General features: G+C 44.4%; 14 protein-coding genes. 8 read left to right on the top strand and 6 right to left on the bottom strand.

From position 1 onward, the window contains the following. Nucleotides 1-33: 33 nt before the first annotated feature. From L4C34_RS03535 to L4C34_RS03525, 3 genes are all read right to left on the bottom strand, one after another. Nucleotides 34-429 (bottom strand): hypothetical protein, encoded by a 396-nt coding sequence (locus L4C34_RS03535; RefSeq protein ID WP_428787969.1) that lies wholly within the window; start codon nt 427-429, stop codon nt 34-36. A gap of 244 nt (nt 430-673) precedes the next feature. After that, complete coding sequence (locus L4C34_RS03530) at nt 674-1222, bottom strand: DUF2850 domain-containing protein (RefSeq protein WP_428787968.1); 549 nt, start codon at nt 1220-1222, stop codon at nt 674-676. 97 nt (nt 1223-1319) lie between these two features. Next, nucleotides 1320-2435, bottom strand: a complete 1116-nt coding sequence (locus L4C34_RS03525) for a tyrosine-type recombinase/integrase (RefSeq protein WP_428787967.1) — start codon at nt 2433-2435, stop codon at nt 1320-1322. 269 nt (nt 2436-2704) lie between these two features. On the opposite strand from L4C34_RS03525, the gene L4C34_RS03520 reads away from it, so the two are divergent. Next, a complete protein-coding gene (locus L4C34_RS03520; protein ID WP_428787966.1) occupies nt 2705-3430 on the top strand; it encodes an SDR family NAD(P)-dependent oxidoreductase in 726 nt (241 codons plus the stop codon). Between the two features lie 102 nt (nt 3431-3532). Here L4C34_RS03520 and lepB read toward each other — a convergent pair whose 3' ends face one another. Further along, nucleotides 3533-4405, bottom strand: coding sequence for a signal peptidase I (gene lepB, locus L4C34_RS03515; protein ID WP_428788132.1), 873 nt, complete (start codon nt 4403-4405; stop codon nt 3533-3535). 514 nt (nt 4406-4919) lie between these two features. On the opposite strand from lepB, the gene L4C34_RS03510 reads away from it, so the two are divergent. From L4C34_RS03510 to L4C34_RS03500, 3 genes are all read left to right on the top strand, one after another. Continuing rightward, a complete protein-coding gene (locus tag L4C34_RS03510) occupies nt 4920-5132 on the top strand; it encodes a hypothetical protein (RefSeq protein ID WP_428787965.1) in 213 nt (70 codons plus the stop codon). Nucleotides 5133-5505: 373 nt separating this feature from the next. Further along, nucleotides 5506-7374: a 2-oxoacid:acceptor oxidoreductase subunit alpha gene (locus L4C34_RS03505; RefSeq protein WP_428787964.1), complete on the top strand. Its 1869-nt coding sequence runs from the start codon at nt 5506-5508 to the stop codon at nt 7372-7374. Continuing rightward, complete coding sequence (locus L4C34_RS03500; protein WP_428787963.1) at nt 7355-8335, top strand: 2-oxoacid:ferredoxin oxidoreductase subunit beta; 981 nt, start codon at nt 7355-7357, stop codon at nt 8333-8335. The genes L4C34_RS03505 and L4C34_RS03500 overlap by 20 nt, the downstream gene beginning before the upstream one ends. Nucleotides 8336-8513: 178 nt before the next feature. Here L4C34_RS03500 and L4C34_RS03495 read toward each other — a convergent pair whose 3' ends face one another. Together L4C34_RS03495 and L4C34_RS03490 are read right to left on the bottom strand one after the other, a co-directional pair. Continuing rightward, nucleotides 8514-9050, bottom strand: coding sequence for a cytochrome b (locus L4C34_RS03495; RefSeq protein WP_428787962.1), 537 nt, complete (start codon nt 9048-9050; stop codon nt 8514-8516). 92 nt (nt 9051-9142) lie between these two features. Further along, a complete protein-coding gene (locus tag L4C34_RS03490) occupies nt 9143-10834 on the bottom strand; it encodes a methyl-accepting chemotaxis protein (RefSeq protein WP_428787961.1) in 1692 nt (563 codons plus the stop codon). 527 nt (nt 10835-11361) lie between these two features. On the opposite strand from L4C34_RS03490, the gene L4C34_RS03485 reads away from it, so the two are divergent. From L4C34_RS03485 to L4C34_RS03470, 4 genes are all read left to right on the top strand, one after another. Continuing rightward, nucleotides 11362-12600, top strand: a complete 1239-nt coding sequence (locus L4C34_RS03485; protein WP_428787960.1) for a PqiA/YebS family transporter subunit — start codon at nt 11362-11364, stop codon at nt 12598-12600. A gap of 38 nt (nt 12601-12638) precedes the next feature. Continuing rightward, a complete protein-coding gene (gene pqiB / locus L4C34_RS03480; protein WP_428787959.1) occupies nt 12639-14273 on the top strand; it encodes an intermembrane transport protein PqiB in 1635 nt (544 codons plus the stop codon). Between the two features lie 23 nt (nt 14274-14296). After that, nucleotides 14297-14905 (top strand): PqiC family protein, encoded by a 609-nt coding sequence (locus tag L4C34_RS03475; protein ID WP_428787958.1) that lies wholly within the window; start codon nt 14297-14299, stop codon nt 14903-14905. A gap of 216 nt (nt 14906-15121) precedes the next feature. After that, on the top strand, nt 15122-16417 hold the full coding sequence (locus L4C34_RS03470) for a methyl-accepting chemotaxis protein (RefSeq protein ID WP_428788131.1): 1296 nt from the start codon (nt 15122-15124) through the stop codon (nt 16415-16417). Nucleotides 16418-16515: the final 98 nt, after the last annotated feature.

Genomic DNA, 16515 nt, shown 5'->3' with positions numbered 1-16515 from the left:
GGCGGTGAGTGTCTCGTTCTGTGTTTTTTAACTTCAGCTGAGTTTGCTTAGGCAAGCTTGATGGGCTTCATCATAGTTAAAGAAAAACTGTAGAACCTTTTGGTTATTCAACCCCTTAGACATAGCGAAGTGCTGAATTTTCTTTGAAAACACAATCGCAAGTAACAAACAATTATGTTCGGAAGCCCAGTCTACGAACATGTTAGCGCCTTCCCAAGTATCTAATGTAGCAGTGTCCCAATTTCTCAGGTCATGCAGAATCACCCAAGGGCAACTGAAGCCTTCTTGGGAGCTTTGTATACTTGACTTCAGCTCTTCAAACCAAGCTTTTCTGGCTTCATCATTTGTTGCTCCAACAACCTTGGAGTATAAAATTCTGTCCTCAAATCTAATATTCCATTCACCATGAATATTTCGCTGTACCATCATCCGTTACCAAGTCGAGAGACATTCTCAGCTCAGTATAGTTTACAGTTAGTGAGGTATTGAAAGTGCCACTTCTAACTGGCAGGAAAGGTGACATTTTAAACTTGCATTAACAGGGGCTAATCTGTCAACATCTGATGATAAATGAATAACTTAGCAAAACTCACCGTTAGAGTTACATGGTGGCCTGAGCTGGCCTCGAGCATCCCACCAATCAGGGCAAGACCTTTGTAAATGGTTGTATTTGTTACTGGGAGTTTGAGGGAGCTTTCTTAGCTGGGGCCAAAGGCTGATTTTTAAGATCGACGGCATCTTTCGCGTTTCTATGTTTGAAGTAATAACTCAATTCTTCTTGCCTCATAAAAGCACCACCCGTTGAATCGATCATCTTCTCATACCCTTTTTTTACCCATTGTTCTTTCGGGAGGCGTGGCTCAATCTTTTTAAGGCGTGGGATGCCCTCGTCTTGGATAACTTCATACACGGTTCTGCCATAGCCTGTCTTTACAGTCACTTTATTACCATCAAGCTGAAACTGTGTAGTGACGAGGTGATTGTTTTTGTAGACACCTGTGCTGCGGATAGTGAGTAGTTCAGTTTGTTCTGCTGGCCCCCCTATTTCTATCCAGGTCCCGTAGATATCTTCGCGGTTTAAAGGAGGGTTGAGGATGCTGTATGCTATGTAGGTTAGTTCTAAGGCTAACAAAGCCAAAGCGACCATGACAAATGTTTTAAATGCCTTTTGGTTTATTTTTCCTGTTTTACGCGAATATATTTGGTCAAAAGGTAATTTCATCAGCTTAGTATCGCTTTTACATGGTATCACTTCAAAGTTAGCACAAGATATTGATGAATGAGAACTTTACGGCCAAATATCAAAGCTAAATGAGGCTTTAATTGCGCTTTGAATATGATGTTCGGCTGCGTGCCATTGCTCCCTCTCGTGCCAATATCGCCCGACCATAGCGAAAGACCATGGTGCTACTTGCCCATCCACCCGACTGCTGAACTTGCAGTACATCAAATCCTTTGCGCAGTAGATCTTGTGTTGCGCCGACCCTCGCGCTGTGTGCTGTGAAGGGTTTTATAGGCCTGTCTCGTGATTCAAGCACTTCCCATGCTGAATGAAATACCCCTTCTACCGTTTTTGTGCTAATAGGTTGGTGAGCATACAACCCCGTATTTGCGTCGAAGCGTATTTTGAAACGTGTATTGTGTTTGGATATTCCGACAAATAAATAGCCAGCATTTTCAGAATCGATTTCGGCCAATTGAATATACCGGTGAATGAGCTCAACCACTTGAGGGCTGAGGAATTTTGTGTCCGGCTCGCCAGAGTGGTTGGTTTTACTGATCGGCACGAGCAGCACGGCGCTGCCATCATCCATAAATTCTATGTCTTGCAGTTGTATGTTCGCCAGTTCTGCGGCACGCAACATGGATTCATACGCTACAGCTAGCAAAACCAAATTCCTACAAAGACGTAACGATTGACTGCCTTGCCAAAGATCAATGATATGGTCGAGGTGCTGTTCGTTAAAAGGTGAAGCCTGTTTAATGATTTCGCCCTTTTGAACTTTAGTACGGCGAATGGCTTTTAGGCGATCATCAACATAGGTGTCGTGACAGGGATCTGGGCAACCAGCTATTCGATGAACTCGAGATATTGCCCAGCGGTATATCGATAGCGTATTGCGATGCAGGCTCGGTTCTCTATCCACAAAAAACTCTTCAACAATTATTGCCTCAGCGGGCAGTGAAGCATATCGCCGTTCATGACACCAAGCGACGAACTGTCCCCACGCACTTTCTAACCGTTTTAACGTACTGGGTGAATACCGAGCTTCTCTTTTTTTGAACTCATCAAATAAATGCCGGAACGCAGCTTGAAAGGTTTTGTCTTCAGAGACATTTATTCCGATTTGTTTTGCTTTAACAATGGCAATTTCGATATCGACTGGCCGAAGTGACGTTATATTGCCTGTAATTGAGAGTGGATGCTGTGCCATCACTTAACCTATTGATATAAAACGACAGTTATAGTTTAGACTATTCTTATCTTATGTCAATTTCTGAGAATTACACTTCTCAGAAATTGACAATCACTTAAAACCCCGCCATAAGTGACGTTGTGACTTTTAAAATGTGAGCTTCTTGTACGTGTTTTGGTGTGAGAAGATGATTAAGTTTTATGTTTCACTTTTTAAAGGAAATGAAAGCGTGTAATGTGCTTACCCGTCCGGATAATCAACAAACTAAAAAGTATGGACTTTAAAACATGAAAAAAGTGGTCGTGACCGGAAGTGCCAGCGGTATAGGTTTTTACACCGCTAGTAAACTCAACGAAAGTGGATACGATGTTACAGGGATAGACTTGGTAAAGAGCCTTGCTTTGGATAAGTCGATAACTCAAGTCGAATGCGACTTACTTGATTCCGAACGTACAGAGTCGGTATTCCGCAGTATTGGGGATTTTGATATTGCTGTTAACTGTGCGGGTGTGCCTGGGCAAAGAAAGGCTCTAACTGAGTTCTCGAAGCAGGAGTTTGAGCAAAGTTTCTCAGCGGTGTTCTTCCCTACTTTTAATGCCATGCAGCAGGAGCTGCGGCTGTTGGAGAAACATAAGATTCCTAGCGGTGACAAGAAGAAAATCATCAACATCACCAGTTATACTGCTCACGTCGGTGGGAAAAATATGGCCGCTTACAGTTCAGCTAAGGCTGCCTTGATTAACTTAACCAAAGTAGCGGCCGTTGAGCATTCTGAAACGGTGCAAGTGAATTCAATCTCTCCAGCTACGATAGACACACCGATGATCAGGAAGAAATACCTTTCTGCTTGGCCGGACTATAGTGAGGCTTATTTATCGGGAGACTGCGGAAAGGTTGAAGACGTCTTTGCGGCGATCGATATGATGATTCACAATAACTTTATGACGGGCTACGATCTTGTCTTGGACGGCGGCTATTCAGCAGATTTTAGTTTGAACCTAAAGCCAGTTTGAACCTAGCCATAGGTTCAAATATTTGAAATAACATTAAGTTACTCTGTCACTTTAAGTCGGCGAAATCTAATAAGGACTTAACCGACTTAAAGTACATGTTTTCTAACCAATATTACCTATTCTAGATAAGCGAACTTTGCTTGGTATCCAATGTGGTAACCAAGAACCGCGACCATGTTGGAAAGAAAAGCTCATCCAGACAAAGTTCGCTTTGCCGATCAAATTACTTTCCGGAACGAAGCCCCAATAACGGCTATCGTCACTGTTGTCTCGATTATCCCCCATCGCGAAATAATGCCCTTTTGGTACTACCCACTCACCAATCTGCGAATGACTTTGTTGATAGTAACTCAGGTACTGTTCGGGCATTAATGGATCGCGCAGAATCTTATGCTTTACGGCACCTAGCTTTTCTTGATATTCATCTAGCTGCGTGCCGAGCTCCATAAATTTTGTTGGGCCGATGTACCGCTTGGATATTTCGTGAACTGGCGTACACTTGCTGTTTTCGTCGCAAGCAGGTTTGATATAAAGGGTTTTATTGCGATAGATAATCGTATCACCCGGCAAGCCGACAATACGTTTAATCAAATCAATCTTCGGATTCTTCGGTGACACAAAGACCACAACGTCGCCGCGCTTCGGTTCCTCTGTATGGAAAAATGTGTGGTGAAAGATTGGGTCGCGTAACCCGTATGCAAATTTTTCTACAGTAATGAAATCCCCAGGTAACAATGTAGGTTGCATGGAACCGCTCGGAATTTGAAAAGGTTCAATAATAAATGAACGTAAAACAAAGACGGCTAATAAAACAGGAAAAACAGAACGGGCTTGTGCTATCCAGTTGTTTGGTTCTCGCTTCTCTTCTTGGCTCACTTTGATTCTTCGTTTTTGCCAAAAATATTTGTCAGCAACAAATATTACTCCAGTAACCAGAGTGGCAATCGTAAGAACTAATGAAAAAAGATCAGCCAAATTGGCAAATGAAAACATGGTGATTCCTTCGGCGGTGTACAACAAAATGTCTTTATAGACAGATCACGGAGTTTATATGACTCGTCTTTATGTAATAAGTTCACAAACTCTTACAAATTAAACTAAATTAATGACCAAACTTACTCGCCTCCTCATTGCTATAAAATGAAAAGAATGTCGGAGAGTAAACAATATCTTTCATGAATACCTTTTGGATTGATTTGGATTGAGTTGAATTCAAGAATAGACCTGATCTCAGAAAAATGGCCTAAGCCATACTTACCATTTTTGCGAGAACGGATGATGTGGTGATTAAAATAGGAGATTTATGATGAGGTATTTAAGTAATTTCGGTCAAATAATGTTAAATTTCAGTACAAGATATTTAGTTATAGTGCGTTAAGATTAATATGGTACTCACCAATTAGGCGTGAATACTAAAAGTAAGCTATATTTTTTTGTATAACATCAACATGATAATTCAAACGTCAGGCTACTAAGTAAGGGGAAGTGTATGAGCGCCACGCATCTAGACTATACAAATCTAAAAGAAAAGTTGGAGCACCTCGTCGAAGAATTCGACCAGTTTCGAGATTGCAGCAAATGTTCCGATGATATGTTGGAATCATTTCGTTTAGATATCTACAGAGTCGATCACGACATTACTAGCTATTTCTTAGACCAACAGAAGCACCTGAAACTCGTAGAAAGCTCTCAAGAAGGATAACCCCCCGCTCTCATGACCTTGATTTTAGAAAGGCGATCGGCACATCTCGATTGTCTTTCTATAGGGGATCTGTATGTGTCGAACTTTCATGCACCCTGTTCTTTTCCTGTTAACCAAATACATAAAGGTAATGAATATTCTCTGAGGCTATTGATCACACCTACCTTTTCCATTCTCGGCAAAATCCTGACACTCCTCGTACAATTCAGTCTATTTCGTATGCTGACATATCGGATTTCTTTGGGTTAGTATTCCATTTGATTTTGCATACGAGAAAACGGCTTTTTCTATGACATTTTGTTCAAACATTCATCATTTTCGACCCGAACTACATAACTAAAATAACAGTATCAATTTTAAGGTAAACTTTTCCATGAACCCAAGCAAACCCCAGTCTTCCAAGCAGCTTGACTCTGAAGTGATCCGCTTTGCCGGCGATTCTGGCGACGGTATTCAGTTCACTGGCGACCGCTTTTCTAGTAGCGTCAGCTTATTCGGTAATTCACTAGCCACGCTACCCGACTACCCTGCAGAAATTCGAGCGCCCGCTGGCACCGTTTCCGGCGTGTCATCTTTCCAACTTCAATTCGCCGACCACGACGTATTTACCGCTGGTGATCAATGTGGTGTTCTGATTGCTATGAATGCCGCCGCATTAAAGAAGAATCTCGCTGATCTCATACCCGGTGGTACATTACTTATAGACAAATCGGGCTTTAGGGACTCTCTGATTAAGCTTGCTGGATTTGAATCCAACCCATTAGAAGATGGGTCGCTACGTAATTACCGAGTCATTGCCGAAGACTTTACTCAGTTAACTTTGGGTTCTCTGGCAGGTAAAGGGCTAGCAGGAAAAGTGGCACGCCGATGTAAAAACTGCTTTATGCTGGGCATTAGTTTTTGGATGTTTAACCAAACCTTAGACGAAGCAGAGCAATGGATTGAAAAGCGTTTTGCACGCTCTCCTGAACTCGTCGATGCCAACATCAGTGCGCTACGAGCGGGTTTCAATTACGCCGATACCACAGAAATTTTCAGTATTAGCTGGCGCGTACAAAAGGCAGAGATAAGACCTGGCCGATACCGCTCTGTCTCAGGAAACGAGGCTTTATCTCTTGGCTTTGTTACCGCCGCTCACGCAGCCGACCGAAAATTATTTTTGGGCTCTTACCCAATCACCCCTGCGTCAGATATTCTCCACCAGTTGGCGAAATACCAAAAATTTGGTGTCACCACATTCCAAGCAGAGGATGAAATTGCAGCCGCGGGTGCAGCATTAGGTGCTTCTTATGCGGGTGCGCTTGGCCTCACCACAACGTCAGGCCCAGGTTTATGTTTGAAATCCGAGACAATCAACTTAGCCGTGATGTCTGAGCTACCGTTAGTCGTTGTCAATGTTCAGCGTGGCGGCCCATCAACCGGATTGCCGACTAAAACTGAGCAATCGGATCTTCTTTTTGCCTTATATGGGCGTAACGGTGACTCTCCGCTACCTGTGCTTGCCGCATCTTCGCCAGCAGATTGTTACCATATGGCATTGGAAGCAAGTCGCCTCGCTACGCAGTTTATGACTCCTGTTATTTTGCTAACCGATGGCTATATTGCGAACGGTACTGAACCTTGGCAGGTGCCGAGTGAAGATGACATTCCTCAATGGCAGCAACACGAAGTCAACATGGCGGGCTCTTACTACCCATATCTACGTCATCATGACACCTTTGCGCGTGACTGGGTAACACCAGGAACACCAGATAAAGAACATCGCATCGGCGGCTTAGAAAAACAGAGCATCACTGGCGATATATGTTATGAGCCTGAAAACCATCAGAGAATGACATCTGAGCGTGCAAATAAGATTGCTAATATTGCTCGTTTTATTCCTGAACAAAAACTGTCAGGTTCTGAATCCGATGATCTCTTAGTACTGTCTTGGGGCGGCACCTTAGGCTCAGTGAAAACCGCTATTGATAAGCTCAGAGGTGATGGCCATACGATTGCACACGCACATATCCAATACATCAACCCGATGCCTGCCAATATGGCGGATCTGATTGGCAAGTTTAAACGTATCCTCATCGTTGAGCTGAACAACGGTCAGCTTCATCAATATATCCAGTCACAGTTTGCCGTTTCAGCAGAGCGCTTGGTAAAAGTCGAAGGCACACCGTTCAAAGTAGAAGAAATAACCACCGCTATTAAAGCAAACCTAAAAGAGAATTCTAATGAGCCAACCAGTTTATAATCGTAAAGACTTCGTCTCTGACCAAGAAGTAAAATGGTGCCAAGGGTGTGGTGATTTCAACGTATTGAAAACGATGCAATCGGTGTTAGCCAAAGAAGGTAAGCCAAAACACAACACTGTGTTTATCTCAGGTATTGGTTGCTCTTCCCGCTTCCCATATTATATGGATACTTATGGATTCCATACTATTCACGGCCGCGCTCCTACTGTCGCGACGGGTGTTAAGGCGGTGAACCCAGAACTAGACGTCTGGGTAGTCACGGGAGATGGAGATGCGCTCAGTATTGGTGGCAATCACTTTATCCATGCGATTCGTCGTAACCAAGACATCAAGATTTTGTTATTCAACAACGAGATTTATGGCTTAACGAAAGGGCAATACTCGCCAACCAGTGCACAAGGTTGCGTGACTAAATCAACACCGACAGGCAGTATTGATTATCCGCTTCGCCCACTTTCAATTGCGGCGGCTGCCAATGCGAGCTTCATTGCCCGTACATCGGATAACGATCCTAAGCACATGACGAAAGTATTTGAAGCGGCTGCGAAACACAAAGGCACGGCGGTCATTGAAATTTTGCAGAACTGCGTAATTTTCAACGATAAAGTTCATGAACCGTACAACGGCCCTAAGCAGCGTAAAGACAACTTACTTTACCTCGAGCACGGCGAACCAATGCAATTTGGCAAGGAGCGCGCTTTAAAACTTGCAGGGCTAACACCTGAACTAACAGACAGCAGCGACGACGCTGTATTGGTGCATAACGCAGAAACCAGCAACACGTCACTGGCTTACATGCTTGCAGAACTGAGTTACCCGCAATATCCGGTACCCGTTGGTGTCTTCCATCAGTCAATTCGCCCTTGCTATCATGAGTTACTACAAGATGGGCAATCGGAAGAAAAAGCAACCAAAGACGACATTGTTGGGCTATTGAATCAAGAGAGCTATGTGCTTTAAGGTCACGCCTTCAAAGTAGCTTAGCTGAAAATCTGGAAGCATTTCTTCCTAGCCTAAAAAGCCACCGTAAGGTGGCTTTTTAATTGACAGTATCTACTTTTTCTAAAAGCTCTACTTTGCTAGTCTCTCTATTTGCTTAATCGCTGGGTGCTTGTAGTACCTTTACTCACGATACTGACTAAGGGAGCATCCGTTTTAGAGTGTCATCTTTCACAAAGTAATGGTGAAACAGTGCGGCACCAGCATGCAGAGCGATGAGGAAATATCCAGCATCAGCGAGAGTTTCATGCACTTCCTTAATCGATTTAGATAACGCTCGATCAGCTGAGGAAGACACTGGCATTTGAATACCGAGAAAATCCCACTGTTTCCCACCAATGTACATGAGCGCTAAGCCCAATAAAGGTAAAGACAAGAAGCACAGGTACATTACTTTATGAGTCATTGACGAGACCTTTCGCTGCCACAACGGCGGCTCGGGGGTGATTGGTGGCTCGGTGTTACGCTTATATAGATATACCCTAAGCAACATCACAACGAAGGCGAGTAACCCCGCGTTAAAATGTATCAATTTTATGTAATCGTGCCAGACATTGCTTTTCGGGACAAAGCCTTTCAGTTCAATCGCCGCGTAAGCAATGGCGATTAACGTCAGGCTCAGCCAGTGAAGCCATACTTGCTCTTTGGGGTAGCGTTGTTTCGGATCAGAATCCACAATTTTAATACCATAAACCAAAATTAATTCAATATTATACACACGGAGCGTCGGCGTATATTGCTCAGCGTCAATCCAGCATAATCATTGTGTCAGACTTTAAACCCAGCGAACACTTCTTTCAAATTCTGAGCTTCCCCTGCAATATTTTGGCTTTCTTCCGAGGTGGATTTTGCGCCAGACTCCGTTTCTTCAGCTACCTGCGTAATGTTCGATATACTTTGATTGATTTCGACTACTACATGCACTTGCTCTTCAGAGGCAGTCGCGATTTGCGTGTTCAAATCAGAGACTTCTTTCGCAGACACATAAGCGGCATCCAGCGAAGACGTGACAGCATCACTTTTCTCCATTACTTCAGCCGCTTTATTTTGCCCTTTAGCCATCGAGGCAACGGCATTATCAGCTTCGTTTTTTAGCCTCGAGAGTAAACCTTCAATATCGCCTGTTGAATCTTGCGTCCGTTTCGCTAAAGTCCGAACTTCATCCGCCACTACAGCAAACCCTCGGCCACTTTCCCCAGCACGTGCTGCTTCAATCGCAGCATTTAACGCAAGCAAGTTGGTTTGCTCCGAAATACTCTGAATGGATTCCAATACAGAACTGATGTTATTGGTTTCTACCAGAAGTGCTTCAATCACACCAGATGTTTGCTGAATTTCAGTCACGAGCTCAGAAATATCATCGTGGTTTTGTGCCGATAGGCTCTTAGCTGTATTAAGCTGCTCACGAATATTTTGAGTCGCAGTAGAGGCAGCCGACGTGTTCGAAGAAACTTCTTTCGAGGTCGCGGCCATTTCTTCAATTGCCGTGGCAACCATCTCTGTTTCCGCCCGTTGCTGCACCACCTTCTCTGTTGTATCTCTCATGGTATCTAAAGCCGAACCAGAAGCCTCAAATAACCGCATGGTGCTAGAACGCGCTTTCGTCGTCATCGTATGTAACCGAGAGACAAATTCATTAAAGTGCTTGGCCATATGGCCCATTTCATCTGTTGCCGTATCTTTGAGCCTTACGGTTAAGTCTCCTTCCCCTTGAGCAAGTTCTTGCAAGCGGCTGTTCATATCTTCAATTGGGCGAACTATTGAGCGGCAAATTATGTACGCGATAAGGAGCGAGGCAATCAAAGTCCCTACGAGTACAAAGCTAATTAGACGAATCGCTTCAAACTCATGCTGTTCTGCGGCCAATGCCGATTCTTCCGTAAAGGTGCTAATTCTATCAAGCAAAGCTACGAGTTGTTCTTCGATAGCATCTTCTTGCTTTTCGATATCATGTGCCTGCTTCAGCACTTTATTGATGGGCTCATTTTTTAAGCGCTGTATAACCTGTTTCATACCAGCGGAAGCTTGTTGATACTGGCTATTAATTGCGCTTAATTCGTTAGTCACTGCGTTAAACGCTTTCTTCGCTTTTTCACTGTGAGCAACTTCCATCGCTTTGGATGAAAAGCTTTTAGCATCGGTGAGTTCTAAAGAGGTTTTATCGATAAGTTTAGATAGCTTAGCTTCCAGCTCATTCAGCTCTTTGGCTTCTTCTGGAAATGCATCACGTAACGCGTATTTCAGCAATACCCTCTCGAACATTACCGACTGCTCTAACTGGTGCTCGATAATATAAGTGACTTTTTTGGTTAACGGGATGTCTTCTTCTGCAATATCCATCAGCTCATAGCCGATTTTGACCATTTGCGATAACGCCATCGTACTGATTAACAAAAGCAGCACAAATTGAAACGCTCCCATGCAGTATATTCGATACTTGATGCTCAGTTTGTTGATCACGAGCAATCCTCCGCATTATGTATTTGTATTAGGTTTAAGCCTTTCACCTAGCCGAGGATTTTGATGTATTTAAAATAAGACCATCATCAACTAATCTCTTATTGACTTTAGTATAGACAAAATTTCCTTGAACGAGTGGTCGGACACCACGATGAAATAGGCTCACCAACAAGACAGGGCGCTAACGCTTCTGATAGAATCGATTTCGCTACGTTGAGCGGTAATCGGGAAGCATACCCTAATGCCAACTGAACCCGTCTGTTTGTAACTGGTAAGTGGTAACGAACCGTTTTAAACGAACCGCTATGCGCACTAAGCTAACGCACACTAGGGTAATGCGTATGAGTTATAGCTGCTCTTTCGTAAGTCAGCGGCTACAAGCTGGTCAGTTATGAGCGAATCAGTTATGAACGAGTCAGTTATGAACAAATCGGTTATGACATATCGCTTATGAACAAACCAGTTATGAGCATTCAGCTTTAAACCATCAGTAACAAGCGAACTAAGGATTTGAAACACAGTGGGTCATGGACGAACTCTTTAAAGAAAATGCAACGGCATGTGAAGTGTGCGACTGGATTAACTCAGTCCCTCCAATGCATTCAAATCAGCGTTTGAGCTGCCTGAGGTGCGAGCACACCCTACTCACAGTGCAAGACGCTACCGCAACCAAATTAGTCGCGACTTGTCTCGCAACGCTCATCATGTTTGCCCTATCGCTCTATTTTTCCTTCATGGGATTTTCATCCAATGGGGCCAGCCAGAACATTAGTTTGCTCGACAGTGTTAATGTACTACTCGTGCAACACTTTACTGTTCTAGGTGCTATTGTCGCCCTCACCTTGTTGGTTCTCCCTGCTCTGTATCTGTTATCAATCTTATATGTGGCAGCTTCACTGCTGAGAAACCATAAACCTCGTTTACTACTACGTTGGCTATTGCTCACCTCGGGAGCGATAAAGCCTTGGCTCATGGGCGATGTCTTTTTGCTTGCCAGTTTAGTCGCGGTGGTGAAATTACATAGCCTCGCCGACATTCATCTCGGGCTGTCTTTCTGGGCCTACTGCGTCTTTACTCTGATGATCCTTAAAGTCATCTGCTATGCTGACAAAAGGTGGCTGTGGAATCAGTGCTTAGGCCCTAGCCCAAAAATAGATACCATTAATGGCAGCAGCGCAGTATCAGGCACCGCGCAAAGCCAGCAATTAGCTGGCTGCAAGTTTTGCGGTGCGTTAAATCCATCCGACCAACAACATTGCCAGAGGTGTCAGCACGTAATAAGACCAGTTAAACGAAATCTCTCCAACACCTTAGCATTACTCATCGCGGCAACGGTCTTATATATACCTGCCAACCTCTACCCAATAATGAATACCACCTTCTTCGGCTCAACCGAACATTCAACGATTATCGGTGGCGTATTGTTACTGTGGGGACTGAAATCCTACCCTGTTGCGGCTCTCATTTTTATCGCCAGTGTGTTGGTCCCTATCTGCAAAATACTGGCATTATTCTGGCTGTGTTGGCAGCGTTTCCGTCAGAATTCACTCACGGGCCACCAAAAGCAACGTGTCCACCACATCACCGAAATTGTCGGCCGCTGGTCGATGATCGACATATTTGTTGTCGCCATACTCTCTGCATTGGTTCAGCTCGGAGCACTTATGAATATCGTGCCCGGCTCCGCCGCTGCCTGCTTTTGCGCCGTTGTCATTCTAACTATGTTGGCTGCTATGAGCTTAGACAGCCGTACGTTGTGGGAATGATTTGCGATAAATGTGCGATTGAATAAAGGAAATATACATTGACTGAACAGCCTTCAAATTTAGAGTCTACCCGCCGCGCTCGCTTCAACACGATTTGGCTTGTCCCTCTTATCGCGGCCTTAGTCGCGGGTTGGATGGTCTATGACAGCTGGTCACAGCGCGGTCCTGAGATCACCATTGTGGCCAAAGATGCCGACGGTTTAGAAGCTGGAAAAACCAAAGTCAAAGCAAGGAATGTAGACATTGGTGAAGTCACCAACATCAAGCTGAGCGACGATTTTACGCATGCCCTTATCACCTTACAAATGAACAAAGGCACCGAGAAGCTGTTAAAATCCAACACTAAATTTTGGGTCGTAAAACCCAGAATAGGCAAAGAAGGGATCAGCGGTTTGGGGACATTGTTGTCGGGCTCCTATATCAATATGGAACCAGGTAACCAAGGCAAAAGAGCGAGAGAGTACACCATGCTCAGCAAGCCCCCTCTATCAACCATCAATGATAAGGGTATACGCGTTCGCTTGTATTCGACACAAACCACCAAACTTGAAGTGGGTACGCCAATCAATTTCCGTGGCTACGAAGTCGGCTACGTCGAGGATGCTGGGTTCGATCTTAAGCGAGACGCTATTACCTATCAGCTATTTATTCACGCACCCTACAACAAGCTTATCAATAGCCATGTCAAATTTTGGATGACTTCTGGGCTTTCTGTGCAAGGCACAGCCAAAGGGATCGAAGTGAAAATGGGCTCACTGCAAACCTTGATCACAGGCGGTATCAGTTTTGGTGAAATTGGCGACATTAAAACCGCTATGCCAGTAAAAGACCTGACTGAATTCAAGCTTTTCTCTTCTAAACAAGAAGCCGAAGATAATCGATACAACAAGTTCATTAACTATGTGATGCTGTTTTACGGAAGTGTGTCCGGGTTAGAATCTGGCAGCCCTGTAGAGTACAACGGCGTGCGCATTGGCACCGTCACGCAGGTTCCTTTCGCAGGAGCCACCATCGACAAATTAAGATCGGTCGATAACCCGCCAGTGCCGATTTTAGTGCGCATTGAACCACAGCGCTTAGAAACCAGCTTGAAAGATTCAGTTAAAGATCTCGATGAATGGAGAAGTATTTTCGCAGATTCGTTCAAACGCGGCATGAGAGCCACATTAAACACGAGTAACTTGTTAACGGGTGGGAAAATCGTATCCGTTAAATTCGTTAAGGACGCGGCTCCGCAAAAAATCACCCATTACGGTAAATACTTGCTGTTCCCAACCACCACAGCCAGCCTTGCAACGATGCAGGAAAAGGTAGAAGTCATATTGAATAAACTGGCTGCTCTGCCACTAGATAAAACGGTTAACTCGCTCAACAGTACGCTAGCGGAGCTCGACAAAGTCGCTAAAAGCACAAGTGATTTACTTAACCAGCAGCAAACGAAGCAGCTACCGGCCAAGCTATCTGGCACCCTAGATTCTTTGCATGGCACTCTTAGCGATTATAAATCGGAAGGTGTGGTGGGCAAGAAGCTTCAACAAAGCCTAACTTCACTGCAACGGACGCTCGATGAATTACAACCACTGATACAAGAGATCAGACAAAAACCAAACGCTCTGATCTTTGGTAAGCCAAAACGTGACGATATAGAGCCCAAAGCGCCGCAGCGCAAATAAATCACATGAGGAAATTAGACGAAATGGGAAAAATAGCCACCTTTTCAACAATCGTTGCCATTGGCCTGCTGCTGAGTGCCTGCTCTAGCAACACAGCACCAACGACGCATGAATATTTGCTGCCTAATCAATTAACGGTTTCAGCTTATCAAGTGCAGCCCGAGAGGGCTGGCTATTCTATTCAACTAAAAGCAATTAAGGTGGCCGACTACTTAAGCCGTCTCAACATCGTCATGGTCTCGGACTCTGGACAGGTCTATCCGGCAGCCAATCATCTTTGGGCCGCCCCGCTTACGTCGCAATTAGAGAACTTAACGATTAACCGGCTTACAGAGCGGCTGCCCACGATTAGTTGGCTACCGTCTTATCAACCGTTTTCCGCTCAAGCATCACTAGAAATCGATGTGGCTGATATGTACGCGAACCTAAAAGGTGACGTTGTCATTTCTGGACGCTGGTTTTTAGTCGCAAATACCGACGACCACCTTATAGACTCTGGCACATTCAAACGCCATGCCCAGTTGCAGCAAGACGGCTACCCAGCTCTGACCGACCAATTATCCAAAACTTGGCTCAATCAAGTCATCGACCCAATCGCAAGAAAACTTACATCGTTGAAATCAGTGAAATAACCTTCCCTTTCGCCCCCCTTCTAACAAAGGGGAAAGTAAGATAACCCTTTGAGTTATCTTACTTTTTCCTTACCCACCCTTACCCGCCTCATTACCACGTAACATTCACTTTGGACATCAGTCCATAAATTCTTCTACCTTTAGCCAGCGTGAATGAGATCCTCGTCTTATAATGTAGATATTCTGTTCACTTTCATGGATTGACATGGGCATATGATGTTTTTTAACTCTAAGAAAGAAGACGCTGAGAAAGACAGTTACACTGACTCAGTTTACCAAGCGATAAAAAAACATGTTGCGTGGATCGAATTTACCCCCGATGGAGAATTCAAGGACGCCAGTCAGATATTTTTAGATGTCGTGGGCTACTCAAAGCAGGAAATGCACGGTAAACATCACCGGATTTTCTGCGATATGAACTATGCCTCCAGTGCTGAATATACCCAGTTTTGGCGCGACCTAGGACGCGGTGATACCAAACAAGGCACTTTCAAACGTGTTACCAAGTCTGGCCAAACGCTGACTCTAGAAGCCACGTATTTTCCTATTAAGGATAAGTCCGGCAAAGTGTTGAGCGTCGCGAAAATTGCCTCTGATGTCACGGCAATGAAAGACAAGGACAGCAATAAACAAGCGGTTTTAGATGCATTAAATCAATCTATGGCCGTCATTGAGTTTGAACCAAATGGCAACGTTCTAAAAGCCAACAGTAATTTTTTAGGTGCGCTGGGCTATAAAGAAAGTGACATGCAAGGTGCCCATCATAAGATGTTTTGCTTCGATGACTTTTATAAAGAACAACCTAACTTTTGGAAACAATTAGCCAGCGGTGAATATAAGTCTGGCCAATTCTTACGCCGATCCGCTCACGGTGATAGAGTGTGGATTGAGGCCACCTATAACCCCATTCGTGACCAATCAGGCAAAGTGTATAAGGTAATTAAGTTTGCTTCGGATATCACGGCACAAGTTGAGAAAAACGAAGCCATGTCTCGCGCCTCTGAGGTGGCATACAGTACTTCAGTCGAAACGGCGCAAATTGCTCAGGAAGGCTCAAAAGGTCTAAGTGAAAGTGTGGACATCGTCGCCATGATTTCCGAGAAACTGTCGACAACCAGTGAAGCGATGTTGCTGCTCAACGACCGTTCGCAAAGCATCGAAGAAATCGTAGCAACAATCAAAAGTATTGCTGATCAAACCAACCTACTTGCGCTCAACGCCGCTATCGAAGCCGCACGTGCCGGTGAACAAGGACGGGGATTCGCGGTGGTTGCCGATGAAGTGCGCCAACTTGCTTCAAGAACAACGGAAGCAACATCAGAAATTGCCGATGTAGTGAATGAGACCAGAAATTCCACCCAAGAAATGACCCAAATGATGGAAGAAGTTTCAAGCATCGCAGAAAATGGTCGAAACAAGGTAACGGAAGTATCGGCTGTAATGAATGAAATATCCAAAGGGGCCGAAGATGTATCGGCCACAGTACGCGAGCTGTCAGACAACCAGCACTAGACAGCAGCTAACTTGGGGTTCTTAACTTATGATGCTGTAACTTATGACTCTTCAAACGGATGAAGATGAGTTGACTGGTTGCTGAATGTTACTTGATT

This window comes from Vibrio profundum (assembly GCF_050337555.1).
Taxonomy (GTDB): Bacteria; Pseudomonadota; Gammaproteobacteria; order Enterobacterales; family Vibrionaceae; genus Vibrio; species Vibrio profundum.
The sequence above is the reverse complement of the archived record's forward strand: the minus strand, read 5'-3'. Positions and strand labels throughout refer to the sequence as shown.

Excerpts from the sequence above, each read along its gene's own strand:
- L4C34_RS03520 (WP_428787966.1), top strand. The coding sequence starts at position 2,705 with ATGAAAAAAGTGGTCGTGACCGGAAGTGCCAGCGGTATAGGTTTTTAC.
- L4C34_RS03510 (WP_428787965.1), top strand. The coding sequence starts at position 4,920 with ATGAGCGCCACGCATCTAGACTATACAAATCTAAAAGAAAAGTTGGAG.
- L4C34_RS03470 (WP_428788131.1), top strand. The coding sequence starts at position 15,122 with ATGTTTTTTAACTCTAAGAAAGAAGACGCTGAGAAAGACAGTTACACT.
- L4C34_RS03500 (WP_428787963.1), top strand. The coding sequence starts at position 7,355 with ATGAGCCAACCAGTTTATAATCGTAAAGACTTCGTCTCTGACCAAGAA.
- L4C34_RS03505 (WP_428787964.1), top strand. The coding sequence starts at position 5,506 with ATGAACCCAAGCAAACCCCAGTCTTCCAAGCAGCTTGACTCTGAAGTG.
- L4C34_RS03475 (WP_428787958.1), top strand. The coding sequence starts at position 14,297 with ATGGGAAAAATAGCCACCTTTTCAACAATCGTTGCCATTGGCCTGCTG.
- L4C34_RS03525 (WP_428787967.1), bottom strand. The coding sequence starts at position 2,435 with ATGGCACAGCATCCACTCTCAATTACAGGCAATATAACGTCACTTCGG.
- L4C34_RS03530 (WP_428787968.1), bottom strand. The coding sequence starts at position 1,222 with ATGAAATTACCTTTTGACCAAATATATTCGCGTAAAACAGGAAAAATA.
- L4C34_RS03485 (WP_428787960.1), top strand. The coding sequence starts at position 11,362 with ATGGACGAACTCTTTAAAGAAAATGCAACGGCATGTGAAGTGTGCGAC.
- L4C34_RS03535 (WP_428787969.1), bottom strand. The coding sequence starts at position 429 with ATGATGGTACAGCGAAATATTCATGGTGAATGGAATATTAGATTTGAG.